At 71.2% G+C, this 18,075-nt stretch carries 19 protein-coding genes; 10 read left to right on the plus strand and 9 right to left on the minus strand.

Annotation, left to right across the window (positions count from 1 at the left end; translation table 11 throughout):
* Window positions 1–128: 128 nt before the first annotated feature.
* Together AB0B98_RS29770 and AB0B98_RS29775 are read right to left on the minus strand one after the other, a co-directional pair.
* Complete coding sequence (locus AB0B98_RS29770; RefSeq protein WP_238670528.1) at window positions 129–974, minus strand: ABC transporter permease; 846 nt, start codon at window positions 972–974, stop codon at window positions 129–131.
* Window positions 971–1,822, minus strand: coding sequence for an ABC transporter ATP-binding protein (locus AB0B98_RS29775; protein ID WP_357366873.1), 852 nt, complete (start codon window positions 1,820–1,822; stop codon window positions 971–973). Before AB0B98_RS29775 ends, AB0B98_RS29770 begins: the two co-directional genes overlap by 4 nt.
* 151 nt (window positions 1,823–1,973) lie before the next feature.
* Here AB0B98_RS29775 and AB0B98_RS29780 point away from each other — a divergent pair, with 151 nt between their 5' ends.
* Window positions 1,974–3,980: a protein meaA gene (locus AB0B98_RS29780; protein WP_357366876.1), complete on the plus strand. Its 2,007-nt coding sequence runs from the start codon at window positions 1,974–1,976 to the stop codon at window positions 3,978–3,980.
* A 37-nt stretch (window positions 3,981–4,017) separates the two neighbouring features.
* Here the strand turns inward: AB0B98_RS29780 and AB0B98_RS29785 are convergent, their stop codons facing one another.
* Both AB0B98_RS29785 and AB0B98_RS29790 read right to left on the minus strand, forming a co-directional pair.
* On the minus strand, window positions 4,018–4,314 hold the full coding sequence (locus AB0B98_RS29785; RefSeq protein WP_203120485.1) for a DUF1540 domain-containing protein: 297 nt from the start codon (window positions 4,312–4,314) through the stop codon (window positions 4,018–4,020).
* Window positions 4,315–4,399: 85 nt separating this feature from the next.
* Window positions 4,400–5,017 carry a DUF4126 domain-containing protein gene (locus AB0B98_RS29790; protein WP_357366879.1) on the minus strand — a complete coding sequence of 206 codons (618 nt, stop codon included), beginning with the start codon at window positions 5,015–5,017 and terminating at the stop codon, window positions 4,400–4,402.
* A 71-nt stretch (window positions 5,018–5,088) separates the two neighbouring features.
* Between AB0B98_RS29790 and nucS the strand changes: the two genes are divergently transcribed.
* Window positions 5,089–5,748, plus strand: a complete 660-nt coding sequence (gene nucS / locus AB0B98_RS29795) for an endonuclease NucS (protein WP_124773555.1) — start codon at window positions 5,089–5,091, stop codon at window positions 5,746–5,748.
* A gap of 8 nt (window positions 5,749–5,756) precedes the next feature.
* On the opposite strand, the gene AB0B98_RS29800 is transcribed toward nucS, so the two are convergent.
* Window positions 5,757–6,413, minus strand: coding sequence for a class I SAM-dependent methyltransferase (locus AB0B98_RS29800; RefSeq protein ID WP_238670524.1), 657 nt, complete (start codon window positions 6,411–6,413; stop codon window positions 5,757–5,759).
* Between the two features lie 80 nt (window positions 6,414–6,493).
* Window positions 6,494–7,990, minus strand: coding sequence for an aldehyde dehydrogenase family protein (locus tag AB0B98_RS29805; protein WP_357366882.1), 1,497 nt, complete (start codon window positions 7,988–7,990; stop codon window positions 6,494–6,496).
* 307 nt (window positions 7,991–8,297) lie between these two features.
* On the opposite strand from AB0B98_RS29805, the gene AB0B98_RS29810 reads away from it, so the two are divergent.
* The 7 genes from AB0B98_RS29810 (at window position 8,298) to AB0B98_RS29840 (ending at window position 14,825) form a co-directional block, all read left to right on the plus strand.
* Window positions 8,298–8,663: an FHA domain-containing protein gene (locus tag AB0B98_RS29810; protein WP_357185272.1), complete on the plus strand. Its 366-nt coding sequence runs from the start codon at window positions 8,298–8,300 to the stop codon at window positions 8,661–8,663.
* Between the two features lie 89 nt (window positions 8,664–8,752).
* A complete protein-coding gene (locus AB0B98_RS29815; protein ID WP_357366885.1) occupies window positions 8,753–9,814 on the plus strand; it encodes an alpha/beta hydrolase in 1,062 nt (353 codons plus the stop codon).
* 126 nt (window positions 9,815–9,940) lie between these two features.
* Complete coding sequence (locus tag AB0B98_RS29820; protein ID WP_357366887.1) at window positions 9,941–11,731, plus strand: 3-hydroxybutyryl-CoA dehydrogenase; 1,791 nt, start codon at window positions 9,941–9,943, stop codon at window positions 11,729–11,731.
* 41 nt (window positions 11,732–11,772) lie between these two features.
* Window positions 11,773–12,267, plus strand: a complete 495-nt coding sequence (locus AB0B98_RS29825) for a SigE family RNA polymerase sigma factor (RefSeq protein ID WP_357366889.1) — start codon at window positions 11,773–11,775, stop codon at window positions 12,265–12,267.
* Window positions 12,264–13,418: a hypothetical protein gene (locus tag AB0B98_RS29830; RefSeq protein ID WP_357366891.1), complete on the plus strand. Its 1,155-nt coding sequence runs from the start codon at window positions 12,264–12,266 to the stop codon at window positions 13,416–13,418. Before AB0B98_RS29825 ends, AB0B98_RS29830 begins: the two co-directional genes overlap by 4 nt.
* 11 nt (window positions 13,419–13,429) lie before the next feature.
* Window positions 13,430–13,759, plus strand: coding sequence for a hypothetical protein (locus tag AB0B98_RS29835; protein WP_238670517.1), 330 nt, complete (start codon window positions 13,430–13,432; stop codon window positions 13,757–13,759).
* A gap of 256 nt (window positions 13,760–14,015) precedes the next feature.
* Complete coding sequence (locus tag AB0B98_RS29840; protein WP_357366893.1) at window positions 14,016–14,825, plus strand: alpha/beta hydrolase; 810 nt, start codon at window positions 14,016–14,018, stop codon at window positions 14,823–14,825.
* A 42-nt stretch (window positions 14,826–14,867) separates the two neighbouring features.
* On the opposite strand, the gene AB0B98_RS29845 is transcribed toward AB0B98_RS29840, so the two are convergent.
* From AB0B98_RS29845 to AB0B98_RS29855, 3 genes are all read right to left on the minus strand, one after another.
* Window positions 14,868–15,968 (minus strand): AI-2E family transporter, encoded by a 1,101-nt coding sequence (locus AB0B98_RS29845; protein WP_357282158.1) that lies wholly within the window; start codon window positions 15,966–15,968, stop codon window positions 14,868–14,870.
* Window positions 15,969–16,256: 288 nt separating this feature from the next.
* Window positions 16,257–16,445, minus strand: coding sequence for a DUF397 domain-containing protein (locus tag AB0B98_RS29850; RefSeq protein WP_357366895.1), 189 nt, complete (start codon window positions 16,443–16,445; stop codon window positions 16,257–16,259).
* The gene (locus AB0B98_RS29855; RefSeq protein WP_357366896.1) at window positions 16,436–16,582 is read right to left on the minus strand and encodes a hypothetical protein; all 147 of its coding nucleotides are present in this window, start codon (window positions 16,580–16,582) and stop codon (window positions 16,436–16,438) included. Before AB0B98_RS29855 ends, AB0B98_RS29850 begins: the two co-directional genes overlap by 10 nt.
* A gap of 490 nt (window positions 16,583–17,072) precedes the next feature.
* Between AB0B98_RS29855 and AB0B98_RS29860 the strand changes: the two genes are divergently transcribed.
* Window positions 17,073–18,041, plus strand: a complete 969-nt coding sequence (locus AB0B98_RS29860; RefSeq protein WP_357366898.1) for a DUF559 domain-containing protein — start codon at window positions 17,073–17,075, stop codon at window positions 18,039–18,041.
* The last annotated feature ends 34 nt before the right edge of the window (window positions 18,042–18,075 follow it).

Below are 18,075 nucleotides of genomic sequence, written 5' to 3' on the forward strand. Positions count from 1 at the left end.
AAAATCTACACCCACCACTTCTCTTTCTTTATGTCCCCCGGGGTCTTTTGCGGCCCCAACCTCGTCTTCTTTTTATTTTTTTTTTTGTTGGGGGGGGGGGGGGGGGGCCCCCCCCCCCGCCCGGCCGCTCAGCCGTCGCGCTTGGTGGTCCAGCGGAAGGTGGTCAGGCAGACCACCGCACCGATCACGCACCAGAGAGCCAGCACCACCGCCACCCGGCCCAGCTCGAACGAGCCGCCCGGTTCCTGGGCGCCGAAGCTCTCCGGCAGGAAGACCGACCGGAGCCCCTGGCACATCCACTTGAGCGGGAACAGCGCCGCCACCTGCTGCATCCAGGTGGGCAGGTCGGTGAAGACGAAGAACACCCCGGAGATGAACTGAAGGATCAGGGACACCGGGGTGACCACCGCCGAGCCGCTGCGGGCGGTGCTGGCCACCGACGAGATGGCGATGCCGCACAGGGTGCACGCGATCACCCCGAGCACGGCGACCCAGCCGAAGGTGAGCCACTTCCCGGCGGTGCCCGGCAGGTCGAGGTCGAACAGCGCCACCGCGAAGGCCAGCAGCAGCGCCGTCTCGGCGATGCCGATCACCACCACCATGATCACCTTGCCGGCGAACCAGACCCACTTCGGCATCGGCGTGCCCCGGTAGCGCTTGAGCACGCCCCGGTCCCGCTCGACCGGGATCCAGATGCCGAGGTTCTGGAAGCTCACAGTCATCAGGCCGGTCGCGATCATGCCGGTGATGAAGTACTGCGTGAACTTCACCCCACCGCCGATCGTCCCATGGAAGATCGACGCGAAGATCAGGATCATGATGATCGGGAAGCCCATGGTGAAGACCACCGACTCCCGGCTGCGCAGGAACTGGGTGATCTCCAGCCGGCCCTGGCGCAGGGCGAGCGCGCCGGCCCCCGGCCTCCGCCCGCGAGTCGCGGTGACCGGCGTCGCCGGCTTCGTCGTGGTCGTCATCGCGCGTGTCCGATCATGGTGAGGTAGACGTCCTCCAGGGTCGGCCGGGTCACCGTGAGCCCGGGGACCTCGCCGCCGTGGCGCGCCGCCAGGTCGGCCACGAAGGCCGTCGGCGTCGCGCTCTGCGCACTTTCCAGCGTCCCTTCGGGGGTACGCCAGGAGACCGTCGCGAGGGCCTCCTGCCGATTGCCCAGCCGGTTCGGGGCGGCCACCTCTACCAGCCGGCCGCCGGCGATCACGCCGACCCGGTCGGCGAGCGCTTCCGCCTCGTCCAGGTAGTGGGTGGTGAGCACGATTGTGGTGCCTGCGGCGGCCAGGTCGCGGATCAGCTCCCAGAACTCGCGACGCGCCTCCGGGTCGAAGCCGGTGGTCGGCTCGTCGAGGAAGAGCAGCTCCGGCCGGCCGACGATGCCCAGTGCCACGTCCAGGCGGCGCTTCTGCCCGCCGGAGAGGGTGTGTGTGCGGGCCTTCGCCTTGCCGGCCAGCCCGACCCGCTCGATCACCTTCGCCGGGTCGTCGGCGTCGAGGTAGAAGCCGGAGAAGTGCCGAATCACCTCGGCCACCGTCAGCTCGTCGAACTCGCCGGTGCCCTGGAGCACGATGCCGACCCGGGAACGCCACTCGGCGTCCGGGTGGGCCGGGTCCGTGCCGAGCACTGAGACCTCGCCGGCATCCCGGTGTCGGTAACCCTCAAGGATCTCCACCGTGGTGGTCTTGCCGGCGCCGTTCGGGCCGAGCAACGCGAACACCTCGCCACGGCGCACGTCGAGATCCACGCCCGCCACCGCCACGTTGTCGCCGTACGCCTTGCGCAGCCCTCGGACGGAGATGGCCAGCTCGTCATCCATGCCGTCCAGTGTGCGTCCTGACCCGGCCCGCGTGGTGCCCGGGGTGTGGCGGTCCGCGCCACTGCGGGAAGTTGACACCCGGACGTCCCCGACATGGACCTGTGTGGTTTTCCACAGCTACTTTTACTGAACGGTAACTTAGACTCCGGCCATGGATGAGACGGCATTCCCGGGGCGGCTGCCCGAGCGGGACCGCCCGTGGGTGATGCGCACCTACGCCGGCCACTCGTCGGCCGCGGCGACCAACGCCCTCTTCCGCCGCAACCTGGCGAAGGGGCAGACCGGCCTGTCGGTCGCCTTCGACCTGCCCACCCAGACCGGGTACGACCCGGACCACGAACTCGCCGCCGGTGAGGTCGGACGGGTCGGCGTGCCGGTGACCCACCTCGGCGACATGCGGGCGCTCTTCGACGGTCTCCCCCTCGCCGACACGAACACCTCGATGACCATCAACGCCCCGGCGATGTGGCTGCTCGCCCTGTACGGCACCGTCGGGCTGGAGCAGGGCGCCGACCTGACCCGCTGCGCCGGCACCACCCAGAACGACATCATCAAGGAGTACCTGTCACGGGGCACCTACATCTTTCCGCCGGCGGCCTCGCTGCGGGTCACCGCCGACGTGGTGGCGTACACGTTGCGTGAGATGCCCCGGTGGAACCCGGTGAACATCTGCTCGTACCACCTCCAGGAGGCCGGCGCCACGCCAGTGCAGGAGGTCGGCTTCGCCCTGGCCACCGCGGTCGCCGTGCTCGACGCGGTCCGCGACTCCGGTCAGGTGCCCGCCGAACGGATGGGCGACGTGGTCCAGCGGATCTCGTTCTTCGTCAACGCCGGGGTGCGCTTCGTGGAGGAGATCGCCAAGATGCGCGCGTTCGGCGTGCTCTGGGACGACATCACCCGGGACCGGTACGGGGTGACCGACGCCAGACAACGGCGGTTCCGCTACGGCGTGCAGGTCAACTCTCTCGGCCTCACCGAGGCGCAGCCGGAGAACAACATCCAGCGCATCGTGCTGGAGATGCTCGGCGTGACGATGTCCCGCGATGCCCGGGCCCGCGCGGTCCAACTGCCCGCCTGGAACGAGGCGCTCGGCCTGCCCCGCCCCTGGGACCAGCAGTGGTCGCTGCGGATGCAGCAGGTCCTGGCGTACGAGTCGGACCTGCTCGAATACCCCGACCTGTTCGCCGGCTCGCACGTGATGACCGCGCTGGTGGACGAGGTCGTCACCGGGGCGCGGGTCGAGCTGGACAAGGTGCTGGAGTTGGGCGGCGTCGTCGCCGCTGTGGAAACCGGCTACCTCAAGAGCGCGCTTGTCGCGTCGCTGGCCGAGCGCCGTCGGCGGATGGAGTCCGGTGCCGACGTGGTGGTCGGGGTCAACCGGTACACCGAGACCGAACCCTCCCCGCTGACCGCCGCCGGCGCGGACGCCGTCGAGCAGGTCGATCCCGCCGTCGAGGCGGCCGCCGTGGACGGCGTACGCCGGTGGCGGGCCGACCGGGACGCGGCCGTCGTCGACGCGGCGCTGGCCCGACTGCGCGCGGACGCCGCGACCAGCACCAACCTGATGCCGGCCACACTGGAGTGCGTGCGGGCCGGGGTGACCACCGGCGAGTGGGCCGGCGCGCTGCGCCAGGTCTTCGGCGAGTACCGGGCGCCGACCGGCCTGGCCGGTGCCACCGGCGGCGGCGGGGAGCCGGGACTCGCGGCGGTCCGCGAGCGGGTCACCGCCACCGCGCGGGAGTTGGGCAGCGGCCGGCTGCGGCTGCTGGTCGGCAAACCCGGCCTGGACGGGCACTCCAACGGCGCTGAGCAGATCGCGGTACGGGCCCGCGACGCCGGCTTCGAGGTCGTCTACCAGGGCATCCGGTTGACCGCGGGGCAGATCGTCGCCGCCGCCGTCGAGGAGGACGTCGACCTGGTCGGGCTCTCAGTGCTCTCCGGGTCGCACCTGGCCGCCGTGCCCGCGGTGCTCGACGGGCTGCGCGCCGCCGGCCGGGCGGACCTGCCGGTGGTGGTGGGCGGCATCATCCCGGCCAGTGACGCGGACACCCTCCGGGCGGCCGGGGTCGCCCGGGTCTTCACCCCGAAGGACTTCGCCCTCACCGGCATCATCGACGACCTGGTGACTGTCATCCGTCACGCCAACGACCTGCCGTGATCGAAGGCCGTTCCGGCAGGTCGGCGACGGGTGTGGGTCAGCGGCCGGCGTAGGTCATGCAGTCGGCCATGTCGTTGTCCGGGCCGACCCTGATCGATGCCGCGTGGCACTCCAACTGCTCGTTGTGCCGGCAGTCGGCGCGTTGGCAGGCGCCCACCTGCGCGATCAGGCTCTCCACGCCGCCCCGGACGGGCGACTCGACGAAGGTGTGGCAGTGGGCGTGATCCATGCTGCCGATGGTGATCGCGAAGGCGTGGCAGTCACCCGACTGGTTGTACGCGCACGCGGCGACCACACATTCCTGGACTCGGGGCATCTCCAACGCTGCGGTCATGCCGACCTCCTCTAGGCTCTTGCCCCGATACTAGGCTTTTGTCAGCCTGGGGAAGCCCGGTATGCCGGGCCGCCGATCCGCCACGTCAGACGCGGAAGCCGGCGGCGCGGGCGGCCTCCCGTTCGCGTCGTCGTTCGGATCGACGACGGAAGAACCAGAAGATGAAGAACGCCAGGCCGACCAGGACGACGAGCACCAGCACCGGCAGGATGATCGCCACCAGGGAGACCACCACGCTGGTGGCGTCCTCAGCGGTGCTGGCGACCGGCGCGCCGATCCCGGCGGTGGTCGCGTTGATCACCGGGCGGGCCGCGGACTTGAGCAGGTGCACGCCCAACGCCAGCAGTACGCCGGTGACGACCGGCACCCACTGGTGGGATGAGAAGAAGCTCCCCGGGTCGCTGACCGTCACCGTCTCCGACGAGGAGCCGGCGCCGAAGGCAAGGCCACCGGCGGTGGGTCGGACCACTGTCTGCACCACGTCGTTGATGTGGTCGACCACTGGCACCTTGTCCGCCACCATCTCCACGGCGAGCAGCACGGCCATGATGGCGATGACCCAGCCGTTGCCGAGCCAGGTCCAGCCGCTGGGCAGGTCGATCAGGTCGGTGTAACGGCCGAGTAGACCGAGGATGAGCAGGGGTATGTAGGCGTTCAGCCCCGCCGAGGCGGCGAGACCGGTGCCGGTGAGGACTTCGAACACGGTCTCAGCATCGCATCGACGCGCCAGTGCCGCTCGCTGGCGACCGGTGGGTGCTCGGCTACCCTCGTCGGGTGCGGTTGGTCATTGCGAAGTGCTCGGTGGATTACGTCGGACGGCTCTCGGCTCACCTGCCGCTGGCCACCCGGTTGCTGATGGTGAAGGCGGACGGGTCGGTGTCTATTCACGCCGACGACCGGGCGTACAAGCCGTTGAACTGGATGAGCCCGCCGTGTCGGTTGGAGGAGGCCCCCGGTGTGTGGCGGGTCGTCAACAAGGCTGGCGAGGAGCTGCGGATCACCCTGGAGGAGATCTTCCAGGACACCTCGTACGAGTTGGGTGTGGATCCGGGCCTGCGCAAGGACGGGGTGGAGGCGCACCTGCAGGAGTTGCTGGCCGCCAACCCGGGTGTCCTGGGTGAGGGGTTCACGCTGGTCCGCCGCGAGTACATGACGGCGATCGGCCCGGTCGACCTGCTCTGCCGGGACGCCAACTCGGGTTCGGTGGCCGTGGAGGTCAAGCGGCGTGGCGACATCGACGGGGTGGAACAGTTGACCCGTTATCTCGAGCTGATGAACCGTGACCCGTTGCTCAGCCCCGTCGTCGGGGTCTTCGCCGCCCAGGAGATCAAGCCGCAGGCCCGGGTGCTCGCCACCGACCGGGGCATCCGGTGTGTGGTCGTGGACTACGACAAGCTGCGCGGCATCGTGAAGGACGAGCTGACCCTCTTCTGACCGGCGTCCTACCCGTTGCGCACCGCGATCAGCGACTTCGGCAGGCCGAACACCCGCTCCACCAGCATCGTCGAGTCGGGGAAGTAGTGGCGCATCTGCGAACGGTCCAGCAGTTCGGTCCAGAGCACCTGGTGGATGGCGGCGGCGTGACTGCGGGTCGGCTTGTGCCCGAGCGGCCAGCGTTGGGCGAACGCGGTGCGCAGTCGTACCGGCAGGAACTGCATTCCCGGCGCGATCCAGTGTGGCTCGATGGGGAAGTAGCGGTAGGGCGTCTGCACCCAGTGCCGGTCGGCCAGTGAGCGGACGGCGGCAGCGAAGCGAATCCGGCGCTCGTGCCCGCCGACATGCTCCAGCACCGAGTTCGAGAAGACCAGGTCGTAGCTGCCCCTGGTCAGGTGCGGGGGCAGGTCGCAGGCGTCGGCCTGCTCGACGTGGGCCCATTCCGGGACGACGGCGGGCGGCTGCTCCAGGTTGACGACTGTCACACGGGCCGGTCGGACTGTTGCGCGGTGCCAGGTGCCGAGCCGACCACCGAGGTCGACCACGTGCATGTCGCCGATGTCGGGGAAGGTGCGCGCCAGCCAGTCCGAGCGGTGCCGACGCCGTCGGGCGCTCCACGACTGGTCACTGTCGACAAGGCGGTAGCGCAATCGATTGGGGCCCATTTAACGCAATGTACCGCCGTGACCACGGCGTATAAACATGTGGATACGCCGATCCTTGTTGATGATCGGTTATCCGACACTTACCTCCCGTACATGACCTTGATGGCCTTGACGAGTCGGGCCACGTCGGCGGGGGTGCGTTCGAAGGTCATCGACGGCAGCAGCGACCGGGCACGACGTCGGGTGATCGCCTTGGCCCGACCGAACTCACGCAGGCCGTCCTCCCCGTGGATCCGCCCGAAGCCGGAGTCGCCGACACCGCCGAACGGCAGTGTGGACATGCCGGCGAAGGTCAGCGTGGAGTTGATCGACGCCATCCCGGAGCGCAGTCGCCGGGCGATGGCCACCGCGCGCCGCCGGCCGAAGACCGAACCCCCGAGGCCGTACGACAGGGCGTTGGCGCGGGCGACTGCCTCGTCGGCGTCGCGGACCCGGCTGATGGTCAGCGTGGGGCCGAACGTCTCCTCGCGGACGGCCGCCGACTCCTCCGGAACGTCCACCAGCACTGTGGGGTGGACGTACGGCGGCTGCACGGCGCTCGGGCCACCGAGTACGGCGCGCCCGCCGGACGTGATGGCGGCGTCGATGTGCCGGCGAATCACGTCGATCTGCTGGGGCATGGTGATCGGGCCGATGTCGGTGCCCTCCGGCCCGACAGTCAGCCGACCGGCGCGGGCCACCACCTTGTCGACGAAGGTGTCGAAGACGGCGTCGACGGCGTACACCCGCTCGATGCCGATGCAGGTCTGGCCGGCGTTGGTCATGCCGCCCCAGACACACGCCTCGGCGGCCGCGTCCAGGTCGGCGTCGCTGTCAACGATCATGGCGTCCTTGCCGCCGCCCTCGATGAGCACCGGGGTCAGCGTCTCGGCGCAGGCCGCCATCACCTTTCGGGCGGTGGCGGTGGAGCCGGTGAAGGCCAGTTTGTCGACGCCGGAGCGGCACAGCGCCGCGCCCACGTCGCCCAGCCCGTGCACGGCGGTGAAGACCGGCTGCTCGGGCACCACCTCGGCGAAGCTGTCCACCAGCCACTGGCCGACGGCCGGCGTGTACTCGCTCGGCTTGAGCACCACGGCGTTGCCGGCGGCGAGGGCGTACGCGGCGGAGCCGATGGGCGTGAAGACCGGATAGTTCCACGGCCCGATCACGCCGACCACCCCGTACGGCTGGTATTCGAGGTGCCCGGAGAACTCGGCGAGGATGAGCCGGGACCGCACCCGACGTGGACCGAGCACGCGGCCGGCGTTGCGGGCGGCCCAGTCGATGTGCTCGATCGCGGTGACGATCTCGACGATGGCGTCGGCGACCGGCTTCCCGCCCTCGACGTGCACCAACTCGGCCAACTGCTCGATGCGCTTGGCGAGCAGGGCGCGCCACCGCAGCATCCGCTGGCGGCGGCCGGTGAAGCCGAGACCCGCCCACCACTCGCCGGCGGCGCGGGCGCGGTCGACGGCCTGCCGCACGTCGGCGTCGGTGGCGACCGGGAGACGGCCGGCCTCGGCGCCGGTGGCCGGGCTGGTGGAGACCAACTGGTCCGCGTCGATGACCGGAACGCCCGGGATACGCACTGCCGTCATGGCGGAAGTCTAGACCCGAGGATTACTCACCGGTAGGGTCCCCGATTCGGGCCCGAGGGAGCGGCGTCGCACCAACCCGGCCGATCGTTGATCAGTGCAGGTCAGGGCGTTGGTGACGGATGCGCCCGCCCGAATCGTCGAACGGCAGGTGGCCGGGAGGTGACGAGAGGCTGACCGGCCGGTCGGTATTGACGACTACCGTCTGATGGCAAGCTGACGCGCGGAGTGACGGTGTGGGGTGGAGGGCTGACTGTCCATGGAGGAACATCCGGAACTGATGCCGCTGTTGACGGTCGCGGGTGGACCGATGCGCGGCGCGAGCTTTCGTATGCGAGCCGAGATACAGGTGATCGGTCGAGCGCCGAGCGGTCAGGTGGTCATCAACGACCCACACCTGAGCCGTCGCCACGCCGAGGTGTGGCTGGCACCGGAGGGCCCGTCCCTGCGGGACCTGGGCTCCACCAACGGCACCTGGCTCAACGACCGGCGGATCACCGAGGTGGAACGACTCTCCGACGGTGACGTGATCCGGCTGGGCCGTACCGAACTGCGTCTGTTCGACCCCGGGGTGGCGCTCACCGACCCGGTGGGGCTCAGCTTCGGCCCGTCCCGGCGCGACGTCCGACCGACGTTGCCGTTGCCGCTGGCCGCGCCACCGGGCTCGCGTCGCTGATCGCCTGGCGGCCTGCCACACCGGGCGGCTCCGTTGGGTGGCGGTCCGACACCTGGACCGGCGGGGACGCCCGTGGCAGCATGCCGCGGATGGAGACCGAGCAGCGGACCGTGACGGCGAACGGCATCACCCAGGCGGTACGGGTGGCCGGCCCGCCGGACGGCACACCGGTGCTGCTGATCCACGGCAACTGCTCGTCCGCGCTGTTCTGGGAGCCGCTGGTCCGTCGCCTGCCACCGACGCTGCGCGTGGTCGCCCCCGACCTACGGGGGTACGGCGACTCGGCGACCGCCCCGGTGGACGCCACCCGAGGCCTGCGGGACTTCGCCGACGACGTGGCCGCCCTACTCGACGACCCGTCGCTCTTCGACGCCGACGCGCGCCCGGTGGTGGTCGGGCACTCCCTCGGCGGCGGCGTGGCGATGCGCCTTCTGGTCGACCATCCGCACCGGGTGGGGGCGTTGCTGCTCGCCGCGCCGGTCTCCCCGTACGGCTTCGGCGGCACCCGCGACCTGACCGGCACCCCGACCACCCCCGACTTCGCCGGCACCGGCGCCGGCACGGCGAACCCGGACTTCGTCGCCCGCCTCGCGGCCGGTGACCGGAGCACCGACGCGCCGGCCAGCCCGCGCGCCGTGCTGCGAGCCACCTACGTGGCCGATCCCGACTCTCTGGGCGAGGACGAGGAACTGCTGCTGGACACCGTGCTCTCCACAGCCACCGGGGACGACAACTACCCGGGCACGGCGGTGCCGTCCGAGAACTGGCCGGGCACCGCGCCGGGGGAGCGCGGGGTGCTCAACGCGCTCGCGCCGACCTGGTTCCGGCTCGCCGACGAACTGGTGGCCGTCGCCGAGAAACCGCCGGTCACCTGGGTACGCGGAGACGTCGACGTCATCGTCTCGGACACCTCGCTCTTCGACCTGGCGTACCTGGGTTCGCTGGATCTCGTGCCCGGCTGGCCCGGCGCGGACGCCTGCCCACCGCAGCCGATGGTCGGCCAGACCCGGGCGGTGCTCGACCGGTACGCGGCGGCCGGCGGCGCGTACCACGAGGTGGTGCTGCCCGGTTGCGGACACAGCCCGCACCTGGAGCGCCCGGCGGAGTTCGTCGCGGAATTGTTGGCCCTGACCAGCGTGGCGGCCGAGTAGCGGCAATGCCGAGCCGTTGGTGAAATATGCCACGGCGTCTCGACAACTCATTGTCACGTGGCAGACTCGCGCGCATAACCTTAGCGGCCGTTCAGTGGCCGTGCGGAGTCTCTGGGGAGGCCGGTCGTGGCGCGCGAGTTCAGCACCGTTGGTGTGGTGGGGCTGGGCACCATGGGTGCCGGCATCGTCGAGGTCTTCGCCCGCAACGGCATCGACGTGGTGGCAGTGGAAATCTCCGCGCCGGCGCTGGAGCGCGGCCGGGCCACCCTGAAGAGCTCCACCGACCGGGCGGTCGCCAAGGGCAAGCTCGCCGAGGCGGACCGCGACGCCCTGCACGAGCGGGTGCACTTCGCGGTCGGGCTGGACGCGCTGCACTCCGTCGACCTGGTCATCGAGGCGGTGCCCGAGCACCTGGACCTCAAGCAGCGGATCTTCGCGGAGCTGGACCGGGTCTGCCGACCGGAGACGATCCTCGCCACAAACACCTCGTCGTTGAGCGTCACCGAGATCTCCGTCGCCACCAGCCGACCCAACCAGGTGATCGGCATCCACTTCTTCAACCCGGCCCCGGTGATGAAGCTTGTCGAGGTGGTCCGCACTGTCGTCACCGCACCCGAAGTGGTCGCCGACGTGGAGGCGCTCTGCGCCCGCCTCGGCAAGGTCGACGTCACCATCAACGACCGGGCCGGCTTCATCGCCAACGCGCTGCTCTTCGGCTACCTCAACCACGCGGTCGGCATGTTCGAGTCGCACTACGCGACCCGGGAGGACATCGACGCCGCGATGAAGCTCGGCTGCGGCCTGCCGATGGGCCCGCTGGCGTTGATGGACCTGATCGGCCTGGACACCGCGTACGAGATCCTGGACACCATGTACCGGCGCGGCGGGCGGGACCGCCGCCACGCCCCCGTGCCGCTGCTCAAGCAGATGGTCACGGCAGGGCTGCTCGGCCGGAAGTCGGGTCGGGGCTTCTACACCTACGAGCGGCCCGGCTCCCCGGTGGTCGTACCGGATGAGACGACGCCGCTGACCACGGACGCCGCGCTCGCCGACGGCGCTCGCGCCATCGCGAAGGTCGGCGTGGTCGGCTCCGGAACCATGGCCACCGGGATCATCGAGGTCTTCGCGAAGGCCGGCTACGAGGTCGTCTCGGTGACCCGCGGCATGGAGAAGTCCGCGAAGGTCTGCGAGGCGGTGAAGACCTCGCTCAACAAGGGTGTGGTGCGCGGCAAGCTCGCCGAGGCCGACCGGGACGCCGCCCTGGGGCGGATCAGCTGGTCCGCCACGCTCGACCACCTCGCCGACGTCGACCTCGTGGTCGAGGCGGTCGTCGAGGAGTTGAGCGTCAAGAAGGCCCTCTTCGCCAGCCTCGACGAGATCTGCAAGCCGGGTGTGGTGCTGGCCACCACCACCTCGTCGCTGCCGGTGATCGACGTGGCCATGGCCACCCAGCGGCCGGCCGACGTGGTCGGGCTGCACTTCTTCAACCCGGCCCCGGTCATGCCGTTGGTCGAGGTCGTCCGCACCATCCGCACCTCCCCGGAGGCCACCGCCACCGCCCGCGCCGTCTGCGCCGCGCTCGGCAAGACCGGCGTGGTCTGCGGCGACCGGTCCGGCTTCATCGTCAACGCGCTGCTCTTCCCGTACCTGAACGACGCGGTGAAGATGCTGGAGGCCAGCTACTCGACGGCCGACGACATCGACCACGCCATGAAGCTGGGCTGCGGCTACCCGATGGGCCCGTTCGAGCTGCTCGACGTGGTCGGGTTGGACGTCTCCCTGGCCATCCAGCGCGAGCTGTACCTGGAACTGCGCGAGCCGGGCTTCGCGCCAGCGCCGCTGCTGGAGCACCTGGTCACCGCCGGCTACCTGGGCCGCAAGACCCGCCGCGGCTTCCGCGACCACTCGCACCGCTGACCGGTGTCAACAGTGGGCGTCGGTGACGGCGTCTGAGTGGTGTGACCTTCGAGGAATACGTCAGCAGTCGCGGGCCGGCGCTCGTCCGGCTGGCCCGGCTGCTGACCGGTGACGAACACCGGGCCGAGGACCTCACCCAGGACGTCTTGGCGCGCGCCTACGTGCACTGGCGGAAAATCGCCCGTGCCGACCGCCCGGACGTCTACGTCCGCCGGATGATGGTCAACGCCAACACCTCCTGGTGGCGCCGCCGATCCAGCAGTGAGTTGGCTACCGCCGAGTTTGCCGACCGGCCGGGGCGCGGGGACCTCAGCGGCGATGCGGCCGACCGGGACGAGATGTGGCGGTTGATCCTCGGCCTCCCCGGCCGGCAACGCGCTGTGCTCGTGCTGCGCTACTACGAGGACCTCGACGACCCGACCATCGCCCAGATTCTCGGCTGTTCCCCGGTCACCGTCCGCACCCATGCGATGCGGGCACTCAGCCAGCTGCGGGAGCGCCACGGCGTTCCCACGACGAACGGGAGCCGGCCGTGACCAGCCTCGACGAGCGGATCGCCCGGGCACTCCGGGAGCAGGCCGACGGGCCCGTGGACACCGACAGCCTGCTGACGGCGGCGGTGAACGGGGGACGGGCCCGTCGGCGACGGCGGCGCGCCGCCATCGGGGCGGCGCTCGGCGTCGCGGTGATGCTCGGGGCCGGCGTGGCACTGCGTACGCCGTCCGCCGCGCCGCCGCAGCCGGCCGTCACGCCCAGCCCGGTCGTGGTCACCCCGCCCCGGGCGCCGGGGGTTCCGGGGGCGGCGGAGCGCCCCGCAGCGATCGGCACGGATCCACAGTTGCTGCACTTCGGGGTCGATCCGACAGCGGCGGAGCCGGTCGCCTGGCGCTCTGCGGGCCAGGTCGAGAGCATGCGACTGGACCTCGGTGGCGGCGTGCAGGCGATGGTGATCGTCGCCGCCGACCCACGCACGGCCGAGACCGGTGACCCGAGCCAGCTTCGTGACATCGGCCCCGACAGAGCGGACGCCGGCACCAACGACAAGGATCATGCCCCGCCCGGCCAGGGCGTCGACGCCGCATCGAGGTACAACGGGGTGATACGTCAGCTCGACAGGGTCACCAAGGGTTGGGTGCTGCGCTGGCAGCCCGTCCCGGGCCTGTACGTCCGCGTCGCGGCTCTCGGGGAGACCAGCGCCGAGGTCCGCCGGGCGGCGGCCGCGCTTCGGTTTGACGAAGCCCGCCGCTGCGTCGCGCCGGTTCAATTGACCGCCCTGCCCCCTGGTGCCCGGATCACCGCGTGCGAGGTGGCGGTGCGGCAACTGGTGTGGCCCCGCATCGTGAATGTGGCGGGAACCACGACGCCGACGCAGATGCCCGTTGCGGCTTCGGACGCCACCGAGGCGGCGTTGACAGTCGCTCTCGACGGCGCGGCCACCTTGCCGGTGCGGCTCAACTACACACCCCGATCCTCCTCGCCCGACCGGGCCACGGCCAATCGGACAATCGCCGGCAGGCCGGTGTTCGACATGGGCGACTTCTGGCACGTACTCGGCATTCCGAACACCCTGCTGTCCATGGGGCACGAGAACCGCTGGGAGCGGTCGCCCACGGACGCAGAGGTCAGCACCGTCATCGGCGGGCTCCGGGTCGCCGACGACCTTGGCGAGCCGGCCAGCTGGAAGTGACCGTAACCTTGGTGACTGTGAGCCCCCGTCGCAACCGCCCTCGCCGGGACGAGAACGCCAACCTGGACGCCGACCGGGTCCGCCAGGGCGTCGCCTCGGTGCAGCAGTGGACCGACGGCGCCTGGCAGGTACGCGGCATCGGCGCGGGCGCGTCCGTCAAGACGTACCGCTGCCCCGGGTGTAACCAGGAGATCCGACCGGGGGTGGCGCACCTGGTGGCCTGGCCCGCGGACGGCCTGGGTGACCTGACCGACCGGCGGCACTGGCACAGCGGCTGCTGGCGGGCCCGGGACCGACGCGGGCCGGCGGTGCAGCGTGGCAGGGGTTCCCCGCGCTACTGACCTGCCCCGGGCGCTGCGGCGCTGGACTGGGCCGACCCGTCCGGGGCGCTGCCGCGTCAGGGCCGAGCCGACCCGTCCGGGGCGCTGCCGCGTCAGGGCTGGGCCGACCCGTCCGGGGCGCTGCCGCGTCAGGGCCGAGCCGACCCGTCCGGGGCGCTGCCGCGTCAGGGCTGGGCCGACCCGCCCGGTAGCGACCTGGGTCACCCTGTTCGTGCCTGGGCGGGCGGCGGCGGCGACTTCGCGACAGACTTGGGCGGTGAGCACAGCGATCCGCGCGTCGTCGATCCTGCCCGGCCGCCGGGAGAACATCGAGCTGCACACCGCCGACGGTCTGCGGCTGGTCGGTGAGCTGGCCCTGCCGGCCGACCGGCCGCCGGTGGCCACCCTGGTCTGCCTGCACCCGCTACCGACCCACGGCGGAATGATGGACAGCCACGTGTTCCGCAAGGCGGCCTGGCGGCTGCCCGCGCTGGCCGACCTGGCGGTGCTGCGGTTCAACACCAGGGGCACCGGCAGCGTGCGCGGCACCAGCGAGGGAGCCTTCGACGGCGCGGTGGGCGAGCGGTACGACGTGGCCGCCGCCATCGAGTACGCGGAGTTCGCCGAGCTGCCCAACATCTGGCTCGTCGGCTGGTCGTTCGGCACCGACCTTGCGCTGAAGTACGGCTGCGACCCGGCGATCGCCGGGGCGATCCTGCTCTCCCCGCCGCTGCGCTTCTCCGCCCCCGAAGACTTGGCCACCTGGGCCGACTCGGGTCGGCCGCTGGTGGCGCTGGTGCCGGAGTTCGACGACTACCTGCGCCCCACCGAGGCGCGGGAGCGGTTCGCCGCCGTGCCACAGGCAGAGGTGGTCGGTGTGCCGGGCGCCAAACACCTCTGGGTGGGCGACGCGGAGACGGTGCTCGACGAGATCGTCCGGCTGGTGAACCCAGCCGTCGAGGTGCCGCTTCCGACAACCTGGGACGGCCCGATGGAGGCCGGCGACGTCAGCGCGTACGCCGACCGGACGGTGGCCGTCTTCGCCGACACCCCCGTCCCCGGCCCCGCCGCCACCAAGGCGGACTGACCCACCGGTCTGCGGTCCGGCCGCCGGTCAGGCGGCTGACGCTCAGCGGCGCTCCTGGCGGGGCAGCACCACCTCGCGCAGGATCAGTTGCAGCGCGGCCACAGTGGGGATGGCGATCAACGCGCCGACCACACCCAGCAGCGCCACCCCGAGCAGCGCGGCCAGCAGGGCAGCCACCTCGTTGACCTCCACCGAACGCCGCATCACCTTCGGGTAGATGAGGTAGTTCTCCACCTGCTGGTAGATGAGGAAGAAGACCGCGCAGGCGATGCCGGTGGGCAGGTCTGCGGCGAACCCGACCAGACTCACGATCACCGCGCCCAGGGTCGCGCCGATCTGCGGGATCAGGTCGGTCACCGCGACCACCACGGCCAGCGCGAACGGGTACGGCAGGTCGACGATCAGCGCGAAGACGAAAGTGGTCGCGCCGGCCAGCACCGCGATGCTCAGCGCGCCGACCATGTACGAGCCCACCTTGGCCAGGATCTCGTCGCCGATCAGCTGCACCCGCTGCCGCCGCGACCGGGGCACCAACGAGTAGCCCAGCGAGCGCAGCTTGTCGAAGTACGCCAGGAAGTAGATGGTCAGCACCAGCACGGTCAGCGTCCGGAACACCGTGCCGAAGATCAGTTGTGCGCCGCCCAGCACCCCGCCGAGCGCCCGTCCGACAGTCTCCGCGTTGGCAGCGCCCTGCACCCGCTCCACCACGTCGTACCGCTCCACCAGGTCGTTGACCGTCGGGTTGCGGCGCAGTTCGTCGAGCAGGCTGGGGATCTGGTCGATGAACTGCCCCGACTGGGTGACGATCGGCGGAACCAGCGCCACCACGCCGCCGCAGAGCAGCAGTACCACCGTCAGGGCGACCGCCGCCACCGCCAGGCCGTGCGGCACACCCCAGCGGCCCAGTCGGACCACCGCCGGGTTGAGGCCGACCGCGAGGAAGAGCGCGATCACCACCAGCACGAGGATGCCGCCGGCATTGCGAATGCCCAGATAGAGGGTGTACGCCAGCAGCACTCCCAGCGCACCGGTGAAGCCGATCAGAAAGCTGCTGCGGCGCAGCGGCCGCCCCGGTGTGCCGAACTTCCCGGACGGGACCGCCGGCGGCTCATCCGGGTCGACCCCCGGGACGGGAACCGGCACCGGCGGTGGCGTCTCCGCCGGCGGTGCGGGTTCCGCCGGTGGGCCCGGCTGCGCCTCGGCCGGTGATGGCGTCCGCGCCGATTGTGGGGTCTCCGCCGGTGGGGCCGGCTGCGTCTCCGCCGGTGACGGCGTCTGCGCCGATTGTGGGGTCTCCGCTGGTGGGGCCGGCTGCGCCTCCGCCCGTGGTGGCGTTCCCGCCGGCTGTGGGGTTTCCGCTGGCGGGGGAGCGGGGGTCACGTCCGGCTCGTAGCCGGAGGGGTCGTGCTGTGGCACCAGGAACCTCCCGGCTCAGGCCGTCGGACGACGGGCGACGGCCACGAACGCCCGCCACGCGGCGGGCGCGAACACCAGGACCGGGCCGGCCGGGTCCTTGCTGTCCCGCACCCCCACGACCCCGGGCAGGTTTTCCGCCACCTCGACGCACTCTCCGTTGCCGCTACGGCTGGATGTGCGCCAGAGCGTGCCGGTCAGGTCCATGAGGTCACAACTTCCTTCATCAGTTCGATCGACCGGCGGCGGGACAACGCACCGTTTCTGATCATGTTCCAACGCGCCAGCAGCGTAGCCACCTCATGGTCGCCACCGACCGCGAGACCGTCAATCTGATGCTCCATGTGCCCCACCCAATCACCGCCGGCCCCTCGGGCCAGATTGAACGGCCCGGAAAGTCTGCGCGCCACGGCCTTGCGGGGGCACGGCCTTGCGGGGCACGGCCGACGGCCCTGCGGGGCACGGGCCACAGCCCTGCGACCCCATGGCCCTGCGGGCCCTGCGACCCCATGGCCCTGCGGGCCGGTGGCTCTGCGGGCCAGTGGCTCTGCGGGCCGGTGGCTCTGCGGGCCGGTGGCTCTGCGGGCCTGCTGCCCATGGCCGCGGACGCCGCACACTCGGCTGCAACCCATGTTGTGCTGCCGGGCCGACGGCAGACCGTGGCCCTGCGCCGACCCCCCCGGCCGCTGGAAGGCGGAGTTCGACTTGCACCCCCCACACCCCGACGTCGACCCTGCCGAATCCGCGCAGATCTTGGACAGTTTCCGTTAGGACGTGACGGAAACTGTCCAAGATCTGGTGGTGGGAGGGCGCTCAACGGCGAAAGCTGTCCGAATGCTGCCCGCCGATGACGCCGACGCACTCGACTGGCTCGCCTTCGAGCAGGCGGGAGTGCTGACGACCGCGCAGGTCGCCGGTTTGCTCAGCGAGGGGCGGGTGCGAGGTCGGATTCGCTCCGGTCGGTGGCGGTCGGTCTGCCGCGGGATCCTGCTGGCCGGCAACGGCCGACTCACCCGCGACCAACAGCTCTGGGTAGCGGTGCTGGCGGCCGGGCCGGGGGCGGTGTTGGCCGGGGTGTCCGCCGCCGCCGAAGCCGGGGTACGGGGACTGCGACGCGAACCGCTGCACGTGCTGGTGCCGGCAGCCCGCCGTGCCGCGCGGGCCACCCTGCGTCGACTTCCGATCGACATGCCCGCCGTCCTGGTCCACCGCACGACGGTCCTCCCCGAGGCCCATCTCCAACGTGCCCGCCCACCGCGTACCACTACGGCGCGGGCCCTGGTGGACGCGGCGGGCTGGGCGGCCGGCGTGGACGAGGCGCAGTCGGTGCTGGCCGCCGGTTGCCAGCAACGCCGGGTGCTGCCCGAGGAGTTGCAGGCGGTGCTCGACGTCCTCCCTCGGGCGCCCCGTCGGCGGCTGATCGGGCAGACCATCAGCGACATCGCGGGCGGCGCACAGGCGCTCTCGGAGATCGACTTCCTGCGGCTCTGCCGCAGACACCGGCTGCCCGCCCCGGATCTTCAGGAGCACCGGGTCGACGCGGCCGGCCGGAACCGCTGGCTGGATGCGTACTGGCGGGAGTGGCGGGTGCAGGTGGAGATCGACGGCGCGCACCACATGGACGCCAAGCAGTGGGCTGCCGACATGCGTCGGCAGAACGACGTCTGGACCAGCGGCGACCGGATTCTGCGCTTCCCGGCCTCGTTGGTCCGCGCTCGCCCGGACGAGGTCGCTGACAGCGTCCGCCGCGCCCTCATCGCGGCCGGCTGGACCCCCAGCGCGCCCCTACGCCACCCGGCGTAGAAGTGAATCTTGGACACTTTCCGTCAGCCGCTGA

It is taken from the genome of Micromonospora sp. NPDC048947 (assembly GCF_040649495.1).
In the GTDB taxonomy this organism is placed as follows: domain Bacteria; phylum Actinomycetota; class Actinomycetes; order Mycobacteriales; family Micromonosporaceae; genus Micromonospora; species Micromonospora alfalfae.

Coding starts and splice junctions, on each gene's coding strand:
- AB0B98_RS29770 (WP_238670528.1), bottom strand. CDS start 974: ATGACGACCACGACGAAGCCGGCGACGCCGGTCACCGCGACTCGCGGG.
- AB0B98_RS29805 (WP_357366882.1), bottom strand. CDS start 7,990: ATGACGGCAGTGCGTATCCCGGGCGTTCCGGTCATCGACGCGGACCAG.
- AB0B98_RS29780 (WP_357366876.1), top strand. CDS start 1,974: ATGGATGAGACGGCATTCCCGGGGCGGCTGCCCGAGCGGGACCGCCCG.
- AB0B98_RS29850 (WP_357366895.1), bottom strand. CDS start 16,445: ATGGACCTGACCGGCACGCTCTGGCGCACATCCAGCCGTAGCGGCAAC.
- AB0B98_RS29855 (WP_357366896.1), bottom strand. CDS start 16,582: ATGGAGCATCAGATTGACGGTCTCGCGGTCGGTGGCGACCATGAGGTG.
- AB0B98_RS29785 (WP_203120485.1), bottom strand. CDS start 4,314: ATGACCGCAGCGTTGGAGATGCCCCGAGTCCAGGAATGTGTGGTCGCC.
- AB0B98_RS29810 (WP_357185272.1), top strand. CDS start 8,298: ATGCGCGGCGCGAGCTTTCGTATGCGAGCCGAGATACAGGTGATCGGT.
- AB0B98_RS29800 (WP_238670524.1), bottom strand. CDS start 6,413: ATGGGCCCCAATCGATTGCGCTACCGCCTTGTCGACAGTGACCAGTCG.
- AB0B98_RS29775 (WP_357366873.1), bottom strand. CDS start 1,822: ATGGATGACGAGCTGGCCATCTCCGTCCGAGGGCTGCGCAAGGCGTAC.
- AB0B98_RS29815 (WP_357366885.1), top strand. CDS start 8,753: ATGGAGACCGAGCAGCGGACCGTGACGGCGAACGGCATCACCCAGGCG.
- AB0B98_RS29860 (WP_357366898.1), top strand. CDS start 17,073: ATGCTGCCCGCCGATGACGCCGACGCACTCGACTGGCTCGCCTTCGAG.